Origin of the sequence: Clostridium sp. TF06-15AC, assembly GCF_003481165.1 — a bacterium.
GTDB lineage: Bacteria > Bacillota > Clostridia > Lachnospirales > Lachnospiraceae > Otoolea > Otoolea fessa.
Map to the genome: position 1 here is coordinate 105,702 of NZ_QUKS01000002.1, position 19,429 is coordinate 125,130.

Genomic DNA, 19,429 nt, shown 5'->3' on the forward strand with positions numbered 1-19,429 from the left:
AGAAAATCTATAACCAGCTTTTTTTATAAAAGGCTGCGGGCTGGCGTTTTTCCCTTACTCCCTACAAACCACAAAAGAGCAGAATGGACGGACTTTCCGGCAAGAACTTTTCCGGCGGCTCGGTCTTTCCCGACAATAAGGCGTTTCGGAAGCTGCGTTTTGCCCGCTGTCTGAAAAAAATGGCAGCCTTTTTTGGTTTCACTGTCTAATACGGAACTTTTGGAAATTTGCCAAAAATGGACGCAAAAAAAGCAGCAAATCTTTTTCGGATTTACTGCTTCATGTGCCGCTGCGGTGCGGCGGGATGGATATTCAGTTGAAATAAAAGAGGATGGTGGTACTTTAGTCTATCGACTCTTTACTAACTATTAGGTAATCTTGAAAGATTTTCCTTGAATTTATCTAAAGAATGTTCATTGTTTCCCGCAAAAATAAGTGGAATTGTATATTCATATGATATGCCATTTTCATAGTCCGATAATTGTATTTTTATAGTATCATCCCTCTCATCTTTAGGTGCTATATATATGAATGAATTTTTATTTATATCAGATATTTTCCCTTTTTCAGAAGAAACAGTATAACCCCAGTCTGTTAAATTTGTCTTTATTGTAACTTCTGTTTCTGTTTCTTTTCTAGTCTGCAATGCTGTTTTATCGATTTGGATATCAAAAGGAGTCGAACCTAACAATTCACTGTTTATATTTACAAGTTCTTCTCCATTTGTTTTAGAAATATTAGATTCATCTTCATAATTTTGTTGAGATTCATCTTTTGGTGTTTCTCTGTTACATCCTAATAAAAAGCATAAAATAATTAGTACTAATACAGAAAGTTGTTTTTTTTGCATTTATTTCTCCTTTCATATTATCAAAGAAAGCACTGAGAGTACTTTCAAGAAATTTTGAAATATTCTCAATGCTTTCTATTTTTTGATCATAAACTTGCCGGTAATGATACTATGTTAATTTATCTCTTTCGCGTAACCTTTGTTGCAATATACACATGCACCATTCACCCATTTGTGAGACATTTCAATCGTCTCAACTTCATAAATGCTTACTTCTCCACAAATTAAACATTGTTTGTAACTATATACATGACGTGTCGCACATTTATCCCAGTCATCATATATACCAGGCATTTCATCTTCATATCCATAGTACTGGGGAGAACCCCAACTATGAGTATGAGCGGCAAATACAGTCATTGGAGCAGCTACAATTCCAGCTACTACTGAAAGTGCTAAAATAGATTTTCTTAAATTCATAAGTTCCTCCCTTTCCTTAAAAATACATAGCTCTTTGTTACATTGTCATTTTAACATAATAATTGGTAAAATGCAATAATTTATTTTCTATTTACGAGAAAATACTGTGCATATTATCTTATTTAGGAATAGTTAAGGCGGCTACCTAAATCTTTTTATTACTTTACCGCACATGAGCATTGGCGCCGGGGTTGTCGTTGCCGTAACCTTCCAGCAGGTTGATAACGCCCCAGATACCGAGACCGGCACCGAGCGCGATAACGAGGGTCTGAAGAACGGTGATTGCCTGTTCAAAAAATGCCATATAGTTTGTTAGCCGGAATCTGATTAAAAAATAGGTTTGTCATGTTTCATAGGCATACAAAAGCCGGAACAATCTGCCGCCCGGTTTCCGGGGGCATGATTCCGGCTGTCCTCCTTTTTCATTATTTTTTCTCGCGATTGTCCGCTTTGTACGCCAATGGCCCATAGAGGGCAGATGCGGCGAATAGATAAGATCACTCCCTTCTAAAGCGGAACGAAATTAAGCGCCCTTTGTGTCTACTTCATATACATCGCAGACCTCATTGGGCTTGAGTTTCAGCCTTGCGGACAAGAATGCTTCAATATCAAAAGCGTTCTTGTCATCCGCGTCGGCAGTGTACTTGAAATTGGGGTGCTTGGTGATGTCGTACTTATCCGAAAGGAAAGGACGCACACCGCGCAGCTGGAGGATACACTTGCCGCCATCCATAACAGCAAGCTCATCCTGGCTCATCAGCTCTTTCCCCAATTTTTGATAGTTGAGTGAATGGGATGTTTCCCTCCCACGGCTCTCTCCGGTGTTGTAGGTGTCGATGGTTTCCTTACCCAGCACGGCGGCCAGCTCCTTGAGAGTGGTCGGCTCCTTACCGCCCAGAAAGATGGAAGTATCCATGTTTCCGATAATGGTATCTGCGTTATCCTTATAAATCGCCTTGAGCTGACTCTGCGCCTGCAACACCAGACAGGCGGAGATCTCACGGCTTCGGATGGTGGCCACCAGCTTTTCCAACTTGGGTATCTGGCCAATGTTGGCGCACTCGTCGATCAGACAGCGCACATGAACCGGCAGTCTGCCGTCGTACACATCGTCGGCCTTTTCGCAGAGCAGGTTAAACAGCTGGGTATAACACATGGATATAAGGAAATTAAAGCTGTCATCAGTGTCACTCATGATGAGGAACAGGGCAGTTTTCCTGTCTCCCAGAGTATCCAGCTCCAGCTCATCATAAGCCGTGACCTCACGCAACTCTGCAATGTCGAACACGGCAAGGCGAGCGCCGCAGGAAATCAAAATCGACTTGGCTGTTTTTCCGGCGGCCAGCTTATATTTCTTATACTGGCGCACCGCAAAGTGGTTTGGCTTCTCGGCTTCCAGTGCATCAAACATCAGGTCTACGGGGTTTTTGAACTCCTCGTCATCCTCACGGACTTCCATGGCGTTGATGAACTCAATGAGGGTGGAGAAGTTTTGTTCCTCCACCGGAGCCTCATAATGGATATAGCCAATAAGCGCGCAGTACAACAAGGTTTCTGCTTTTACCCAGAAATCGTCTCCGGCCTTGCCTTCGCCTTTGGTATTGGCGATCAGCGTTGTTACCAGCTTCAAGATGTCCTTTTCGCTATGGATATAGGCGAAAGGGTTATAGTGCATGGACTTCTTGAAGTTAATGGTATTTAGGACCTTGATTCGGTACGGCTCATAAATGACCTTGCCGTGCTTATCCTTCATAGGCTTTCCGTCTTTCCCCAGCTTGGGTGCGCCCCTTTGGAGCATTTTTCCGCACTCCACCAAAATGGTTCCCTTCGGGTCTGTGACCACATAGGAACTGTGCATCTGCATCAGATTCGGTTTGAGCCAGAAGCGGGTCTTACCGGAACCGGAGCCGCCAATCACCAGCACATTTTTGTTTCTGGCGGTCTTTGGGTCCTTGGGGCGGCTGTTCATTGTCAGGCTCTCCGTTTTCGTCAGAATCACATTGTTCTGGAATACCGGGTCGATGTAGGGTGTAATGTCCTCATGGGTTCCCCACCGGGCGGAACCGTATTCCATGCCGTGCCTGTACTTCTTGGCGTTCTTGCTTTTCAGGTACACAGCCAGCCGCAGGCCGCCGCAGCAGCACAGGCCCACCAGCAGGTCCAGCGGGTGCAGGCTGGGCCACCAGCTGGCCAGCGCCACCGGCAGCGTGGAGAAGAACGAGAGCATTTTTGCCGAAGCGTCCGCACCCACGGCCATCCGCCACGCTTCACCGAAGTTGGTGGAGAAAAGCCCCATCAGGATATACGGCAGATTCAGCAAAATGAGCTTTTTGATGTTCAGCTGCTTTTTCATCGTTCCAGCTCCTTCCGCTTGTTCCGGTCCACGACGACGTGTTTTACCAGTTCTTTGAACTGGCTCAGCTTTGCCAGCACGGACGGGCGCTCGGATTTCTCCGCCTTTCTGACCTTTTTCCCGGTGTACTCGGTAAAAGCAGCGGTCAGGGCATCCGCGTCCCGACCCTTGAAAAAGATCAGGTACTTGGGTGGGGAGCTGCTGCGGTCCTTCTTCACCGCATAGTCCACGCCGTATTTCCGGGCGATCTTCTCAAACTCCTTGATGGAGGGGTCGGTGATCTCGATGTTGGAAACCCCTTGGTTTTGACCAATCAGCTGTTTCACCGTCTGCTTGCCCTGGGGCTTCACAGGCGCGTCACGGCTTCTCTGCTTTTGCAGCTTCTTTTCCTTGCGGTGGGCAAGGTACTTGCTGATGGCGGCTTTGAGCAGCCTGCCGGTGAACTTTGTTCCGCTGACAACCAGCGTTAAAGTCCTGTTTTCCACTTCTTCCTGCATTTTCATCGCCTCCTTTCCACAAAATGTGCAGGGGTGGTGCATTTATTTCTAAGGCGGGACCACCAGCCGCCGGAGAAGGTATTTCTTCATCGAACCGCCCTCAACGAATTTGCTCAGAACGGTCATAGAGCAAATCTCCATTTCTGACCTTTGCATGACTGAGAATCTTGATCTGTCCCTTTGCCTGACTGTCCAGAGCTTTTTCATAGCCCTTATCTGACAAAAACAGGCGGGTTCGTTCACCTTTCCAGCCCACCGGGGAGTCATGCGTCAGCACATCAAAAATAATCATGTGCCGGGTGTTCTCAGCAAATCGCTGGAGATCCATGTAGTCATGGCCGTGATAGTTCTGCGCTCCAGCTTTCTGGCGCATTTCTTCCATCAGCTGACCGATTGTTTTGCCTTCTGGCATAAAACTCACTTCCTTTCCCACTCTCATACAACCATCAAAATCATGTCTCTCAGCTGAGCAAAGTAGAGTTTGCCTTGCGGGGTTATCAGCGTATAGGAGCCGATATGCCCGTGATTGCAGTAGTCTTTGACACAAAACAGTCCTTCATTGGCTGGCTTTGCATAGGGCAGTACATTACCGGATGCGGTGCGGTACACAAAACGCTTTTCCAGAAGGAAACGGACAAACCGACGCTCCGGGACAAGCAACTCTTTGGCGGTGGTGCGGAGGTTGGTACTGTGATTGAGGTCGATGAACAAATCATAAAAGGCTGCCTTACTCTCCAGCAGGGCATTTTCCTCTCGTAGCGACGCATTTTCTTCCCGCTCAGCAAGCAGCTCGGAGCAGAGCTTTATCAGAGCTTCCGGAGAAGTGGCTATCTCCCACAACTTCTCTTTTGTGAGATAGGCTCCGTGCTTGCGAATGGCAGGTAGAACTTCATCAAACACCCATTGTTCAAACCGTTCCGCTGACGGCAGTTTACTATGGGCGATCAGACGATATAGATCACCTTCGGGGATAAAGAGCATTTCGACCATTTGTACCGCGGGGCTTCCATCTGCCTTTTTCCCAGTCTGGACCCCTATGGAACATTTCGTTCCACCCCTGGTATGGTCGCGGACGGCTTTGCGTGGATTGGTATATCCCAGCGCTGTTGCCACATCTGTACCGCAAAATAATACTTTGCCATTCTGTTCCAAAGTGCGAATGCTTCCGAACTCTGGACTATTGAAAATTTCAATCTGATTCATGCTGTGCCTCCTTTGGTGTAATACAAAAGCGGCTGATTACCAGCCGCCTGCGTGCATATCGTGATTTACCAGTGAAGTGTAGTGGTTATTCATGGTGGTAGGAGCGTTGAACAGCACTGCAAGCAGGTACTGCTTGATGTTGTGTACCTGGGTGGTGTTCTTTTGCAGACAGTCCATGACAAACTCGATGTGAGAGCTGTCCAGCTTCAAAAAGCGGGAGCGTACAATTTCATGAGGAAAGTCCGCACCAGAGATCCGGGTGGTCTTTCGTTTGGCACAGACCGTTTCTACCAACAGCTCTACGATCTCATTCAGGTCATCCAGGTAGAGAGGATAACGCTGCTTCAGACAATCATACTCGATATTCTCCAAAATCAATTCCCGATAATTTTCTATCTCTGTGACAGACATCGCATCCCTTCCTTTCCGTTCCGGCGGTATTACCGCCGCTGTTTCCCGGAAGGGAATGGAATCGGTATTTGATCCATGAGTATTTTGTTTTTGGGTATTTGATTTCTTAGTATTTAATTGTGTTGGATTTTCCGGTAACGGATTTACCGCTGACGGGTTTACCGTTATCGGGTTTTCCGACAACGGCTTATCCAACATCGGTTCTCCCTCGATGGGACGCTCAAAAATGGTATACTCATTGGCTGCGAATTTACCAGAAGCATCAGTTGTCTGTCTGCGCCGAATGTATCCGGCTGTTTCAAGCTCATTGACAGCAGAGCGGATTGCATCTTTGCTTTCTCGATTGATATAGCTGAGTCCTGACAGCGTATAATCCCAGTCATCAGGCAGAGATAACATTTGCGGCAAGAGACCCTTTGCCTTCAAAGAAAGTCGTTTGTCTTTTAGATGAAAATTGCTCATAACCGTGTAATCGCCAGTGCGTTCTACACGAAAAACAGCCATTTACTTCACTCCTTTCATTTCTCAGGTATGAAAAAAGCCGCAATTCATAAAAGAATTGTGGCAGCGGTTAGGGTCTGTCTGTATCTTTTTTCTTGCGTCGGTAGGGGCGTTTTGGCATTGGTGGTTTATCAAACAGATCCCTTTCCTGAGAAAATGGTAAGGTTTGAAAAACACGGTCAATCTCGGTGGATTCCATATCACGCTGTGAGCGGCAATCTTCTTGAATAGCTTCTCGGATTTCTCTTACAGTACACATATTCATTCCTTTCCTTTCGTTGTATCGGTTATGAACGACGGTGTTTTTTAGGCTTGAAGTCGAGGATATGCCCCTCAATAACATGGGCATATCTCTTAATTTTGATTTCTCGACGCTGCTGGCTTTGCAGAGCTGACTGATACCCGTCCTCTGTGAGAAAAAGCCTCATTTCGTCACCAGGTTCTCCATAAGCAGTAGGGCGCAAGACAGTAAACTCAATCATCCAGAAAGTGCTGTCCCAAAATCGCTCCACTGCAAGAATGTTGTGGCCTTTCAGTTCCCTTGCTGCAATATCTTTCATAGGCTCTCCCTTCATCGTTCCTGATCTCGTTGGCGTTTTTTCTGCCATTGTTCCAGCAGTTTAATAATGGTTTCCTGCATTTTGGCCGGTGTATAGCTTTTGGGGAAATACTTTCGTAAGGTATCGCTGCTCAAGGTCACTTTATCCAGATCACCCTTTTTTTCCTCTGACATGATGGCAAGCATCACATCTTCTGACAATTTCCCTTCCTGGCTGAACTTTTTCATTCGCTGAGCCTGAGAGAGAGAAGGGGTAGCCTGCTCATAGTCCATTGTTTCCACCAGCATTTGCTGTTCGTCCGGTTTCAAAAAAGAGAGTTCATAGGCTGGGTTAAATGCGATTTTCTTTTCATCCACCATATCCAAAAGCTCTGGAATCAGTTCAGTCAAACGAACATATCGCATTACCTGGATACCGCTTCGTTCACCGGCTTCTTTTGCCACCTGGTCTCTGGCGCTCAACTTCTGTTCAACTTGAACAGAAGTCAGGTCTGTTCTTGCTCCTTGATGTTTAATGGCTTCCAGCTTCATTTTGTAGGCAAAAGCCCTTTCACTGGGGAGCAGATTTTCTCGCTGCAAATTGCTGTCAACCATAATAATTGTGGCAGCATCGTCATCCAAGTCGCGCACAATGACAGGCATGGTTTCTTTTCCGGCCAATTCGCTGGCTCTGCGGCGTCTGTGACCGGCTACCAGCTCATAACCGCCATCAGGCAGTGGTCTGGCAATCGCAGGAACCAACACACCATACTTTTTGATGCTGTCTGCGGTTTCTATCATTGCATCATCATCCTTGACCTTGAAGGGGTGATCCTTGAACGGATGCAGTTCAGATAGGGGAATTTCCTGAATTTTTTCCAGTTGCTCGTCTTGCCGACTTTCTTCTGTAGAAAACAGGTCATCTACTGAGGCCAGCTCTATTTTTTTCGCGCTGCTTTTCAAGTTTCAATACCTCCTTCGTCAGATTTTTGTAGCCCTCAGCCACTTTGCCATTAGGATCATGGGCATAAATGCTTTTTCCTTCAGCACTGATTTCTTTAGCCCTGACAGAATGAGGAATTTCTGATGTAAACACCTTGATCTTACTGCCATAGGTTTCGCGCAGAAGAGCGGAGATTTCTTTGGCAAAATTGGTTCGGCTGTCTACCATCGTCAGCAGAATCCCATCAATTTGCAGCTTGGGATTGATTTGTCTGCGAACCTTATTGATAGTTTGCAAAAGCTGCTCCAAACCTTTAGCTGGAAGATACTCTGCCTGGACGGGGATTATAACCCTATTAGCGGCAGCCAGTGCATTGACCGTAAGCATACCCAGGGAGGGCTGGCAATCAATAAGGATATGGGAGTATTGCCCCTTCAGCGTGTCCAGATATTGTCGCAGAATGGTTTCTCGGCTCATAGCGTTTACCAGAGATACCTCCATACCAGATAGCTGGATGTCCGCAGGCATCAGGTCTACGCCCTCAGGGTGGTGCAGGATACCCTCGCCGGGACGAATTGGTTCATCCATCAAAATACGGCCCATAGCGTCTGACAGTGTAAAGGGCAGCTTATCAGGCTGAGGATTGCCCAAGCTGATGGTCAGGCTTCCCTGTGGGTCTCCGTCAATCAGAAGGACTTTCTTCCCGGACTGCGCCAGACCAATTCCAAGATTGGCACAAGTGGTTGTTTTGCCGACACCACCTTTTTGGTTGGCTATGGCAATAATCTGTGTATTCATGATTTCACCTCATTTCTTTCTAAGTTTAGATATGAAAAAAAGTGCCTGCTTTACCTTTCCTGAGAAAGATAAAACAGGCACTTTCACTGGCTCAATACCTCTTGTAATGAACCTCTATGTATGGTAAACTATGTCCACGATACCATGAATATAATTAAGTCTCGACGGGAATTGAACTTTTGGCTAACGCCAAATTTCGCGCCTTTGCAAACAGAGTGCAAACAATAGGGGGCTAAAATCCTTTGTTTTTGCTTGATTTTGCTTGTACAAGGTTTATAGAGAACATGGAGAAAAGCCTTGATATAACTGCATTTTCTTTATCCCTGTTGATAGGGAATATATGCACTGGGTCCATCTCCTAAGCGTGGGGTCGGAGGTTCAAATCCTCTTATGGACGCCAGTGAACAACGCCGAAAGCCTTTGTTTTCAAGGGTTTTCGGCTTTTCTTATATAAAAAGCTACGAAAAAGCTCTTTCACTGTATGAGATAAAATTCTACTCCAAAATTTGATTTTTGACAACCCCTCCAGAATCGAACGGTTGTTATAAGACAAAATCGCCAGCTAATTTTTAGCAGAAAACGGGCTGTTCTTGCTAATGAAAATGCCCTTCCTGCTAATCAGCCCCAAAATCGTGCCAAAAATCCAGCTAATCAAAAAAGGCGGATGTTTTGAATACCATGCAGTTATAGCAGATAAAATTAAATATCGTTATGTACATAGAGCGTCTATTTGCCCCGCATTGGGGATGGATAGGCGCTCTTTTTTTATGCCCAAACCCATGGGCAAATACAAGAGATTGGAGGTGTTTTATTTGAGCAAGCCTGTTTATACCGCAGACAAGCCGAGCGACTGTCATTACTGCTACTTCTGGACGAATGGCAGAAAGGGCTGCCGTCTGGGTAGAAATAATTGCTACTACTTAATCTCTTTGCCGCCGAAACCCAAGTCGGAATGTGATGGCTGTCCCTATGGGCGAGATCACCCGTGCATTGGTTGGTGTACGAAGAAGGTTATGCGTGAAGTGGGGCTTCGTTGATATGGATGTGTATGAACAGGAATACCGCTTCTACTATTTTGCCCGATGTCCTTACGAAAAGACGGATACGACTTTCCGCAGCATTCCGCTGACAACAGAAAGTTTTCCGCAGAAAGAAGGTGGTGAAGCCGTGTGAGTTTTGATTATTTTTACGGTCAGCAATCCGATCTATTCACATTCTATCGAGTTCCGAAGGTGTTGTTCACGAACGAGAGGTTCTGGAATATTTCTGCCGATGCCAAGATGCTGTATGGCATTTTGCTTGACCGCATGAGCCTGTCTGCCAAGAATGGTTGGATAGATAAAAACGGTAGAGTGTATATCATTTTTACAATCGACGAAGCGAAGATGGCTCTGAACTGTGCTGAACAAAAGGCTATCAAGCTGCTCAGTGAACTTGAGAAGAAAGCAGGATTGATTGAACGTAAGCGCCAGGGTTTGGGAAAGCCCAACCTGATCTATGTGAAGAACTTTATCTCTGCTGTGGATTCACAACTCTTGAATTGTGAAAATCACAATTCTGGAACAATGGAAATCACAACTCAAGAACTTCCGAAATCACAATGTAATAATACTGATATTAAAAATACTGAATTTAGTGATACTGATTCTATCTTTCCTTCCGGAAATGGTGGAATGATGGACGAGAATGACCGGTATCAAGAATACTTTGATTATTTCTCGGATCAGCTCAGTATGGATTTGTTGAAGAAGGATTACCCTTACGATTCCGAAATGCTGGATAACATTCTGGAGTTGATCGTTGAAACAGTTTGCACGAAGCGACCGTTGATTCGCATTGGTGCAGAGGAGCGTCCGGCAGAAATTGTCCGCAGTCGGTTTATGAAACTGAATGCCGAACACATTCGATATGTTATGGACTGCTTCAAGGAGAACACCACAAAGATTAGAAATATCCGTCAGTATATGCTGACTACGATATACAATGCGCCGACGACAATAGACACCTACTACGATGCTCTTGTTCGGCACGATATGTCACACGGATATTTGGAAGGAGGATTTAAGAAATTGAAAATGAAGCGAGAGGAAGGAGAGTGACGATAAATGTCGAAAAAAGCAACCATCATTGCGGTGGTCAATCAGAAAGGAGGCACTGGAAAGACCACCACCACCGAGAATCTGGGCGTTGGCTTGGCTCTTGAAGGAAAAAAGGTGCTTCTGGTAGACACCGATCCCCAGGCTTCCCTGACGGTCAGTTTGGGCAATCCCTGCCCGGATGATCTGTCTCCGACACTTTCCGATCTGATGGGAAAGATTATGATGGAAAACCCTATTACTCCCGATGAAGGGATTCTTCATCATCCGGAGGGCGTTGATTTGGTGCCGTCCAACATCGAACTCTCAGGTATGGAGGTAGCACTGGTCAATGCCATGAGCCGGGAAACCATTCTCCGGCAATACCTGGATACAGTCAAACAGAATTATGATTACATTCTTCTTGACTGTATGCCGTCTTTGGGTATGCTGACCGTCAATGCGTTGGCAGCTGCCGACAATGTGCTGATACCGGTTCAGGCAGCATACCTTCCTGCAAAGGGTCTGGAACAGCTGCTTGGAACCATCAACAAGGTCAAGAGGCAAATCAACCCGAAACTGAGGATTGAAGGGATTCTTCTGACGATGGTGGACAGCCGCACCAACTACTCCAAAGACATCAGCAATCTGATTCGGGAGAGCTACGGCGGAAAGCTGAAGGTTTACAAGACCGACATTCCCCGCTCTGTCCGTGCAGAGGAAATCAGCGCAGAGGGAACCAGTATCTTCAAGCATGATCCCAAAGGCAAAGTTGCCGAAGCCTATAAAATTCTGACGAAGGAGGTGTTAAACAATGCAGAAAAAAGGCGCAAACATCAGCTTGAAGGGGTACGATGATATTTTCTCCACCGATCAATCCAGAGCTGAAGCCCAGCAGGAGCGTGTGCAGGAAATTCCGCTTTCTGAGCTACACCCCTTTGAGGGACACCCCTTCCGTGTGGTTGATGATGAAGAAATGATGAAAACGGCAGAGAGCGTCCGAGATTTCGGAGTTCTCACTCCTGCGATTGTCCGTCCTGACCCCGACGGTGGTTATGAAATCGTTTCTGGTCACAGGCGGCACCGGGCATCGGAGCTTGCGGGTAAGGAAACCATGCCTGCGATTGTTCGTGACCTGGACGATGATGCAGCCATTATTTTGATGGTTGATGCGAATTTGCAGAGGGAGAGTATCCTGCCGAGTGAAAGAGCATTTGCTTATAAGATGAAGCTGGATGCGATTAAACATCAAGGTTAACGCACCGATTTAACTTCATCCCAAGTTGGGATGAAGTTGCAGGCAATGGATATAGTCGGTCAGGAGGCAGGAGAAAGCAGAAATCAGGTACACCGTTATATCCGTCTGACCGAACTGATTCCGGAACTGCTGGATATGGTAGATACGGGTCAGATCAAATTCAATCCTGCGGTGGAGCTTTCCTATCTGGCAAGTGAAGAACAGAAGGATTTTCTTTCTGCAATGGATTATGCTCAAGCAGCTCCTTCCCTTTCGCAAGCACAGCGAATTAAAAAGCTCGCACAGGAGGGCGAGTGTACGCTGGATGCGATGTGCGAGATTATGAATGAAATCAAGAAGGGAGAGCTGGACAGAGTAACCTTCAAAACGGATTCGTTGCGAAAATACTTCCCGAAGTCCTATACCAACAAGCAGATGGAGGATAAAATCATTCAGCTTTTGGAGCAATGGCAGAAAAAAAGAGAAAAATCAATGGAAAGGTAAGGTAAAAAATGTTTACACCCAAAAACATTCAGGGCGCTTTGGAAGAACTCTACGACCTTTGCGATCCTGATTATATGGTAGATATGCTCGTAAACTACAGTGAGGAGTTCGATGATATTTCTCCTGCGCTTCTGGCAAAGTCGTTTCAGAAAAATGCCGAGATGATTAGCGAGTATCGAGTATTGTCCTCTGCTGGTGAGGGTATCGACTATCAGGGAAAGGTACTTCTGAACAGCAGAGCCGTGCGGCTTCTGTCCTATGTAGAAGATATGAGCGGCGATGAAAAAGTTCGCACGATTCAGAGCAAGGAGCTGTGGTTAGCAGAAGATATGACATTCTATGTGGTGTCCTGTATGTCTACGATCACGATGGACAAGGAAGAAGCCATTTGTCTTAACGAACACCGCAGCGTGGTTACTACGGTGGAATGCGAGGACGATATTTTCTTCGACATGGGTTCCCTGATTTGCGAACTGGACGATATTTGCTTGTTCGAGCTTTTAGCCGATGTGGATGCGACTATTTATGAACTGTAACAGGTTCATGGATGGTCGCTTTTCTTATTTCCAAAGAAACGGAGGTATCGAAACTTGAAAGAATACGATGTGAAGATCACCGAAACCTTGGAGAAAACGGTTACGGTGCAAGCAGAATCTCACGATGCGGCAGAGGAACAGGTTAGAGCCGCTTATTACAATTCGGAGTACATTCTGGACTCCGAAAACTTTACCGGTGTTGCGTTCGGCACGACCGAGGAACGGGAGGTTCAGAAAGAACAGGCAGATACCATGAATGTGTTGCTGGTAAAGCCGTTCATGTATCCGCAGGCTGTGCAGATCGGCTGTGAGCTGGAGGATTTGCAGAAAGCCGTAGGTGGCGATATTGAGGCAACTTATCCGTTCAATGAGCCGGTTGCACTGGTGATGCACGACGAAGGTAAACTCGTAGGCAAAGAACTGAACCGTGCGCTGCGTGATGATGACGGCGATATTTATGACATTATCGCCGGTGATTTTCTGGTTGTGGGATTGGGCGAGGATGATTTTTGTTCTCTGTCCCCGGAACTGATGAAGCAGTTTGAGGAACACTTTCATCAGCCTGAGACTTTTGTACGCATGGGGCGCAGCATTATGGCGCTTCCCCTGCCGGATGACATGGTGAAGAAAGAAGATGCACCTGTCAAAGCTGATTCGGTTCCCCACAAAAGTAACCCTGACCGAGATGTTCTGTAAGGAGGTTCTTATGCAAAGAAATTCGACGATTGGAGAGCTGATGGAGCGAAAGCGGATTCAGGATGGTGCCAAGGAGTACCAGGGACATACCTATATGGACTTGGCACGATTTGATGACGCCACCAAGCACATGATTATTTTCGATGTGCTGACCGATGAATCGCCTGTCGGTTGGAAAGGCGAAAGAAATCGCCTGTATTTGAGCGATGTGGGTTATCAGAAGGCTCTGGATAACCAGAAAGCTGGCAATATCAAGATTATCAGCCATGCCGCAGTTGCCAAGGGCAATCTGTATTACGACCACAGAGATATGGCACGATAATCTGTTCACTCTACTGCTTGCAGGAGGTGATGAATCATGCAGGAAGAAGTTGAAAACAGAACAGTAAACCTGGCGATCAGCACAACCAAGCTGACGGGGCGCACTATCATTGCCGGTATCCGCAAGTATTTGCAGCACCGGGAAAAAGTGAAGATGAAAAAGGCACGAGACCCTGCCGTTCATGGAAAGCAATCCGTGAAACAGCTTTTGGGACAGAATCAGGGTGCTACGAATGTTGAGATCGACAAAGAGAGTATCCGTGATTTTGAAAAGCTCGCCAAGAAGTATGGCGTGGACTTTGCCGTAAGAAAAGATAAGTCCGTTGATCCTCCCCGGTTTCTTGTTTTTGTCCGTTCTAAAGATGCAGATGCTTTGGATGCAATCTGCAAGGAACATCAGGCAAGGGCATTAACCAAGAATGAAAAGCCGAGCGTTCTGGCGCAGCTGAAGAAGTTCAAGGAAATTGTCGCAGCGATTCCGAAGAAGGTTCGAGAGAAGAAACAGGAGCGTGATCTGTGATGGATAAGAGAAAAATGAAAAAGCTCCTGATTCTGAATTTACCGTATTTTCTGGTAGGGTTGTTCGCTACGAATTTAGGAGAAGCATGGAGATTGGCTGAGGGGGCAGATTCATCTGCGAAAATCCTCAGCTTTTTTCATGCCCTTCCGATAGCCCTGAACAATCCGTTTCCCAGCTTTCACCCGTTGGATTTGCTGATTGGTATTCTCTGCGGCGCAGGACTTCGGCTGGCTGTCTATCTAAAAGGCAAAAACGCAAAGAAGTACCGACACAATGTTGAGTACGGTTCTGCTCGTTGGGGAACGGCAAAAGATATTGAGCCGTTTATTGCACCAAAGTTCGAGGACAATGTGATCCTGACGAAAACGGAGCGGCTGATGATGAGCAATCGCCCGAAGAATCCTGCCAATGCCCGAAATAAGAATGTTCTGATTATCGGCGGTTCGGGTTCCGGTAAAACTCGCTTTTGGTTGAAGCCAAACCTTCTCCAGATGCACAGTTCCTATGTGGTCACTGACCCGAAAGGCAGCATCGTGATTGAGTGCGGCAACGCCCTTTTGAAGCATGGCTACACCATCAAGATTTTCAACACCATCAACTTTCAGAAGTCGATGCACTATAACCCATTTGCCTATATCCATTCAGAAAAAGACATTCTGAAACTGGTGACAACGCTGATTGCCAACACAAAGGGTGATGGAAAAGCCGGTGATGAGTTCTGGACGAAGGCGGAAACGCTGCTCTACTGTGCCTTGATCGGATATATCCACTATGAAGCTCCGGTTGAGGAACAGAATTTCTCCACCCTGATTGAGTTCCTGAACGCAATGGAGGTGCGGGAAGATGATGAGGAGTTCCAGAACCCGGTGGATCTGATGTTTGAAGCCCTGGAAAAGAAAAAGCCGAATCACTTTGCAGTCCGTCAGTATAAAAAATACAAGCTGGCTGCCGGTGATATATGCTCTAAGTGACTTCTTAATCATGATTTTGTCATGGTTAGTGAAGCAATCACTTAGAGCATTTTTGTTTCAGGAGGTACAGCCATGAGAAATGAAAAAATTACCCCACTGTACGAGCGCCTGAGCCGGGACGATGAGTTACAGGGTGAGAGCAATTCCATATCCAACCAAAAGCAGATGTTAGAGGATTTTGCCCGCCGGAATGGGCTGCCCAACCCTACGCACTTTACCGATGATGGTATCTCAGGCACCCGGTTTGACCGCCCCGGATTTTTGGCGATGATGGAGGAAGTGGAGGCAGGGCGTGTAGAGGCAATCGTCATCAAGGACATGAGCCGGTTAGGGCGTGACTATCTAAAAGTCGGCCAGGTCATGGAGATTTTGCGGCAGCGTGGTGTTCGGCTGATCGCCATCAATGACGGTGTAGACAGTCTGAAAGGCGATGACGATTTTACACCGTTCCGCAACATCATGAATGAATTTTACGCCCGTGATACCAGCCGGAAAATCCGCTCTGTGTTTAAGTCAAAAGGCATGAGTGGCAAGCACCTGACCGGCACTGTGATTTACGGCTACTTATGGGACGAAAAACGGGAGCATTGGCTGGTAGATGAGGAAGCTGCCGAAGTGGTACGCCGTATATTCTCCCTCACGCTGGAGGGATATGGGCCTTACCAGATCGCCTGCAAATTATCCACAGACCGGATTGAAATTCCTGTCGTACACCTTGCCCGCTTCAACGAGGGTGTGAACCGTTCAAAGCCGGTCAAAGACCCCTATGGATGGGGATCATCTACCATCGTGAACATTTTGAAAAAGCGAGAGTATTTAGGGCACACCATCAATTTCAAGACCCGCAAGCACTTTAAGGACAAGAAAAGCCACTATGTTTCTGAGGACGAATGGACGATCTTTGAGAATACCCATGAAGCCATTATCGACCAGCAGACCTTTGATTTGGTGCAGAAAATCCGCAGCAATGTACGGCGTTATCCAAACGGCTGGGGCGAAGCGGCTCCCCTCACAGGCTTGCTCTATTGTGCAGATTGTGGCGGCAAGATGTATGTCCACCGCACCAACAATGGCAGGCGGATTTCTCAATATACCTGTTCCAATTATACCAAAATTCCGTGTGGGACACTATGCCCCACTCAACACCGTATCAATGAGAGCGCTGTTCTGACATTGGTTTCCGACACGCTCCGGGCTATCGCTGAATATTCCAGAAATGACCGGACGGAATTTATTCACACTGTTCAGGAGGCGCAGGTTGCTCAACAGAGTGCCGATATATCGAAAAAGCGCAGGTGTTTGGCTGCTGCCCAAAAGAGAGCCGGAGAACTGGAAAAACTGATTTGCAAAATCTATGAGGATAACGCCCTCGGCAAGCTGCCGGATACACGATATAAGGCGCTTGATGCACAGTATGCCAAAGAGCAGGACACACTTGAGATTGAAATTGCGGAGTTGGAAAAGGCTGTTACCGGCTATGAGCAGAGCCAGAAATCAGCGGAGAAATTTATAGCCCTGATTGATAAGTACGAGAATTTTGACACGCTGACAAACACCATGCTCAACGAGTTTGTAGAGAAAATCCTTGTCCATGAACGCGCCCGAAAAGGCAGTCAGGACACCACGCAGGAAATTGAAATCTACTTCAATTTTTTAGGACGCTATATCCCACCATCCTTACAGCCGGTTCCTTTAACCCCGGAGGAACAGGAAGAACTGCGGAAAAAAGAAGAACGCAAGGACAGGCTTCATCAGAATTATTTGAAGCGGAAAGCCAGCGGCGCACAGAAACGGTATGAGAACAAAATCAAGGCGAAGAAAAAAGCGGAAATGGACGCTAAGAAAGCCCTGATCCGGGCTGAGGATATGAAAAAAGGTGTTTTTTCTACTATCGGTCAGCTACCAAAAGAAGAACCGCGCAAAGGCAGCATAGCAGCCAGCGCAGCAGTCTAATCATCACGAAGCAAAGGAGAATGAATATGAGTAAGTTGACTTACATTCGTTGTGGAGATTATGATATACCCAACCTAAAACTTTCTGAACAGCCGGAAACTTCTATCGGCAAGTACGGCAGAATGCGAAAATCCTACCTAAAGGAACATCGCCCCATTCTCTACAACCATCTGCTGATGAGCGAGAAGCTGTATCCACACCTGTTAGAGATTGAGCGGACAGCACAGGGGCGTGTGGAAACCATGTTGCCTCACATGATGGAAGTTGCGGGTGTCACGGAGGAACTGAAAGCCTGCGACCCTATGCGCTGGGTGGGGCTGATGAACACATTAACGGCACAGATTGAGGAAATTTTAATCAGGGAACTGATTTGCAGCTGAATGGGAGGTGCGGAAAATGCTGACCTTTGAAAAGATTTTGAAAGTGTTTCAAGCATATCTGGATGATGATCCACTGTATGAGGTGGTTCAGACCAGCCACGGTTATACATTGATGGCATGGGAACCCCACCGGAATGACTGGTACAGCGCTGAAATACAGAAAACCCCGGAGGATTTACGGAACGCTTTGTTGGGTACATACGCCAACTTTCTGGAAGATAAGATTACTGGAAATGACCGTGACCTGACTGTGACAGAAACCGGAGAAATCCAGCAGAGGTGTCGGGAACTTGTGGAAAAGTGCCGGGAACCTTGATATAGAAATGCCAGAAGGAGGCCGCGATTATGCGTCCTCCTTCTGCTTCGCAGTCTGTTCCATTTTGAGCGCCCCGTCTATGGCACCTTCGATAATCGGCAGGTATTCTTCAGGGCAAAGCTTCAGCTTATGGCTGACCCGCTGCCGCTGTGCGCTTTCTTCCCGCATGATCTCCGGGTTAAAATATCGCTCTACGGGAAGTCCGCAGACCTTAATCAACTGGATCATCACAGGCAGGCTCGGAATCGCACCTTGATTCTCAATGTTGGCAAGATACCGCCATTCAATCCCAACCATTTCTGCCAATGTTTTTCGTGCCAGACGCTTTGCCTCTCGTGCGGCTTTGACATCCGCACCGAAGGTTTCAAAACCGGGACAATCTTCAACTTTCGCCATATAACATCACCCGGTTACATTGTATAATTCATACTTTGCCCGTGGAATGTTTCTATATGAAGGTTGGTTGAAGTTTATAATTCATATTTCGTTTCTTGTATTATTCGAGGTAGAGAACTATAATATATCCTGTGGAGGTGCGAAATGGACTATATGACATTGAAAGAGGCCGCCGAAAAGTGGGGCGTGACACCTCGTAGGGTAAATTATTATTGTGCCGGAGGGCGTATCCCCGGCGCTGTGAAAATGGCGAGTGTTTGGCTGCTCCCTAAAACTGCGGAGAAGCCGCTTGATGGCCGGACAAAACAAGGAAAGGAACTAAAAAATGCAAAGGATACTTTATGTAGAAGATGATTTAAGCCTAATTGACGGTCTACAATATACTTTGGAAGCAAGTGGATATATGGTGGACAATGCCAAAACTGTAAAGGAGGCTTTGGCCCTATTCCGAAAGAACACCTATGATTTACTTTTGCTGGATGTTACGCTCCCAGATGGCACAGGCTTCGATGTTTGCAAAGCGGTACGGAACAGCTCAACCGTTCCCATTATATTTTTGACAGCTTCGGATCAGGAAATCAGCATTGTCCGAGGACTTGATATGGGTGCCGACGATTATATTACAAAGCCATTCAAACTGAATGAATTGTTATCCCGAATTAAGGCAATCCTGCGCCGCTCCTTGCAATTTTCTAAAGCGGACACTATTCTGGAAGCCAATGGTATTCGTGTAGATACGGCGGAACGGCTCGTTTGGAAAAATGATGAACCGCTTGACCTCCCGCTGGTGGAATACAAATTACTATGTTTGTTCATGCAAAATCCTAATCACCTTATGCCGCGAGAAATGATCCTGGATAGGATGTGGGATGGCAACGGAAACTTTGTGGATGACAATACCTTGTCTGTGTATATCCGGCGGCTGAGAAACAAAATTGAGGACACACCCAATCAGCCTAAATACTTGCTGACGGAACGAGGTATCGGCTATAAATGGGTCGTTGAGTGAG

The 19,429-nt window shown here is 46.6% G+C and carries 24 protein-coding genes and 3 pseudogenes; 14 read left to right on the forward strand and 13 right to left on the reverse strand.

What is annotated here, in order from left to right; all coding sequences use genetic code 11:
• Positions 1 to 361: 361 nt before the first annotated feature.
• The 12 genes and pseudogenes from DXC57_RS04825 to DXC57_RS04880 all read right to left on the reverse strand — a co-directional run bounded on the left by DXC57_RS04825 (position 362) and on the right by DXC57_RS04880 (position 8,514).
• Positions 362 to 850: a hypothetical protein gene (locus DXC57_RS04825; protein ID WP_002569239.1), complete on the reverse strand. Its 489-nt coding sequence runs from the start codon at positions 848 to 850 to the stop codon at positions 362 to 364.
• Between the two features lie 114 nt (positions 851 to 964).
• On the reverse strand, positions 965 to 1,270 hold the full coding sequence (locus DXC57_RS04830) for a desmoglein-4 (protein ID WP_118651409.1): 306 nt from the start codon (positions 1,268 to 1,270) through the stop codon (positions 965 to 967).
• A gap of 175 nt (positions 1,271 to 1,445) precedes the next feature.
• Positions 1,446 to 1,574, reverse strand: a pseudogene (locus DXC57_RS04835) (Maff2 family protein); the annotation flags it as partial.
• Positions 1,575 to 1,793: 219 nt separating this feature from the next.
• Positions 1,794 to 3,623 (reverse strand): VirD4-like conjugal transfer protein, CD1115 family, encoded by a 1,830-nt coding sequence (locus DXC57_RS04840; RefSeq protein ID WP_006059575.1) that lies wholly within the window; start codon positions 3,621 to 3,623, stop codon positions 1,794 to 1,796.
• Entirely contained in the window at positions 3,620 to 4,120 is a 501-nt protein-coding gene (locus DXC57_RS04845) for a PcfB family protein (protein WP_117515807.1), read from the reverse strand. Before DXC57_RS04845 ends, DXC57_RS04840 begins: the two co-directional genes overlap by 4 nt.
• 100 nt (positions 4,121 to 4,220) lie before the next feature.
• Positions 4,221 to 4,532: a DUF5720 family protein gene (locus tag DXC57_RS04850; RefSeq protein WP_008723307.1), complete on the reverse strand. Its 312-nt coding sequence runs from the start codon at positions 4,530 to 4,532 to the stop codon at positions 4,221 to 4,223.
• A gap of 23 nt (positions 4,533 to 4,555) precedes the next feature.
• Positions 4,556 to 5,323 carry a phage antirepressor KilAC domain-containing protein gene (locus DXC57_RS04855; RefSeq protein WP_002589066.1) on the reverse strand — a complete coding sequence of 256 codons (768 nt, stop codon included), beginning with the start codon at positions 5,321 to 5,323 and terminating at the stop codon, positions 4,556 to 4,558.
• Positions 5,324 to 5,359: 36 nt separating this feature from the next.
• Entirely contained in the window at positions 5,360 to 6,238 is an 879-nt protein-coding gene (locus DXC57_RS04860; protein ID WP_118651411.1) for a DUF6017 domain-containing protein, read from the reverse strand.
• Positions 6,239 to 6,305: 67 nt separating this feature from the next.
• Positions 6,306 to 6,494, reverse strand: coding sequence for a hypothetical protein (locus DXC57_RS04865; RefSeq protein WP_006059571.1), 189 nt, complete (start codon positions 6,492 to 6,494; stop codon positions 6,306 to 6,308).
• A gap of 28 nt (positions 6,495 to 6,522) precedes the next feature.
• Complete coding sequence (locus DXC57_RS04870; protein WP_007862445.1) at positions 6,523 to 6,795, reverse strand: DUF5720 family protein; 273 nt, start codon at positions 6,793 to 6,795, stop codon at positions 6,523 to 6,525.
• An 11-nt stretch (positions 6,796 to 6,806) separates the two neighbouring features.
• Complete coding sequence (locus tag DXC57_RS04875; protein ID WP_006059569.1) at positions 6,807 to 7,736, reverse strand: ParB/RepB/Spo0J family partition protein; 930 nt, start codon at positions 7,734 to 7,736, stop codon at positions 6,807 to 6,809.
• A complete protein-coding gene (locus tag DXC57_RS04880; RefSeq protein ID WP_002569249.1) occupies positions 7,693 to 8,514 on the reverse strand; it encodes a ParA family protein in 822 nt (273 codons plus the stop codon). The genes DXC57_RS04875 and DXC57_RS04880 overlap by 44 nt, the downstream gene beginning before the upstream one ends.
• 969 nt (positions 8,515 to 9,483) lie before the next feature.
• Between DXC57_RS04880 and DXC57_RS04890 the strand changes: the two genes are divergently transcribed.
• The 12 genes and pseudogenes from DXC57_RS04890 to DXC57_RS04945 all read left to right on the forward strand — a co-directional run bounded on the left by DXC57_RS04890 (position 9,484) and on the right by DXC57_RS04945 (position 18,023).
• The gene (locus DXC57_RS04890) at positions 9,484 to 9,687 is read left to right on the forward strand and encodes a hypothetical protein (protein ID WP_223385014.1); all 204 of its coding nucleotides are present in this window, start codon (positions 9,484 to 9,486) and stop codon (positions 9,685 to 9,687) included.
• Positions 9,684 to 10,613, forward strand: a complete 930-nt coding sequence (locus DXC57_RS04895; RefSeq protein WP_002304312.1) for a DUF6017 domain-containing protein — start codon at positions 9,684 to 9,686, stop codon at positions 10,611 to 10,613. Before DXC57_RS04890 ends, DXC57_RS04895 begins: the two co-directional genes overlap by 4 nt.
• A 6-nt stretch (positions 10,614 to 10,619) precedes the next feature.
• Complete coding sequence (locus DXC57_RS04900; protein WP_002304313.1) at positions 10,620 to 11,447, forward strand: ParA family protein; 828 nt, start codon at positions 10,620 to 10,622, stop codon at positions 11,445 to 11,447.
• Positions 11,404 to 12,330, forward strand: a pseudogene (locus DXC57_RS04905) (ParB/RepB/Spo0J family partition protein). The gene DXC57_RS04900 and the pseudogene DXC57_RS04905 overlap by 44 nt, the downstream one beginning before the upstream one ends.
• Before the next feature lie 8 nt (positions 12,331 to 12,338).
• Positions 12,339 to 12,866, forward strand: coding sequence for a hypothetical protein (locus DXC57_RS04910; protein WP_002304315.1), 528 nt, complete (start codon positions 12,339 to 12,341; stop codon positions 12,864 to 12,866).
• A gap of 54 nt (positions 12,867 to 12,920) precedes the next feature.
• On the forward strand, positions 12,921 to 13,562 hold the full coding sequence (locus DXC57_RS04915) for a DUF3846 domain-containing protein (protein WP_002588969.1): 642 nt from the start codon (positions 12,921 to 12,923) through the stop codon (positions 13,560 to 13,562).
• Between the two features lie 10 nt (positions 13,563 to 13,572).
• Positions 13,573 to 13,884 (forward strand): DUF5720 family protein, encoded by a 312-nt coding sequence (locus tag DXC57_RS04920; protein ID WP_002304317.1) that lies wholly within the window; start codon positions 13,573 to 13,575, stop codon positions 13,882 to 13,884.
• 36 nt (positions 13,885 to 13,920) lie between these two features.
• Positions 13,921 to 14,403 carry a PcfB family protein gene (locus DXC57_RS04925; protein WP_002304320.1) on the forward strand — a complete coding sequence of 161 codons (483 nt, stop codon included), beginning with the start codon at positions 13,921 to 13,923 and terminating at the stop codon, positions 14,401 to 14,403.
• Positions 14,403 to 15,356, forward strand: a pseudogene (locus DXC57_RS04930) (type IV secretory system conjugative DNA transfer family protein); the annotation flags it as partial. The gene DXC57_RS04925 and the pseudogene DXC57_RS04930, both read left to right, overlap by 1 nt.
• Before the next feature lie 90 nt (positions 15,357 to 15,446).
• On the forward strand, positions 15,447 to 17,327 hold the full coding sequence (locus DXC57_RS04935) for a recombinase family protein (protein ID WP_118651413.1): 1,881 nt from the start codon (positions 15,447 to 15,449) through the stop codon (positions 17,325 to 17,327).
• Between the two features lie 26 nt (positions 17,328 to 17,353).
• Positions 17,354 to 17,707, forward strand: a complete 354-nt coding sequence (locus DXC57_RS04940; protein WP_012816186.1) for a TnpV protein — start codon at positions 17,354 to 17,356, stop codon at positions 17,705 to 17,707.
• 16 nt (positions 17,708 to 17,723) lie between these two features.
• A complete protein-coding gene (locus DXC57_RS04945; RefSeq protein WP_118651415.1) occupies positions 17,724 to 18,023 on the forward strand; it encodes a hypothetical protein in 300 nt (99 codons plus the stop codon).
• Positions 18,024 to 18,050: 27 nt separating this feature from the next.
• Here the strand turns inward: DXC57_RS04945 and DXC57_RS04950 are convergent, their stop codons facing one another.
• Positions 18,051 to 18,419, reverse strand: a complete 369-nt coding sequence (locus DXC57_RS04950; protein ID WP_055214719.1) for a helix-turn-helix transcriptional regulator — start codon at positions 18,417 to 18,419, stop codon at positions 18,051 to 18,053.
• Between the two features lie 144 nt (positions 18,420 to 18,563).
• Between DXC57_RS04950 and DXC57_RS04955 the strand changes: the two genes are divergently transcribed.
• The gene (locus tag DXC57_RS04955; protein WP_118651417.1) at positions 18,564 to 18,773 is read left to right on the forward strand and encodes a helix-turn-helix domain-containing protein; all 210 of its coding nucleotides are present in this window, start codon (positions 18,564 to 18,566) and stop codon (positions 18,771 to 18,773) included.
• A complete protein-coding gene (locus tag DXC57_RS04960; protein WP_118651419.1) occupies positions 18,745 to 19,428 on the forward strand; it encodes a response regulator transcription factor in 684 nt (227 codons plus the stop codon). Before DXC57_RS04955 ends, DXC57_RS04960 begins: the two co-directional genes overlap by 29 nt.
• Position 19,429 lies beyond the last annotated feature (1 nt).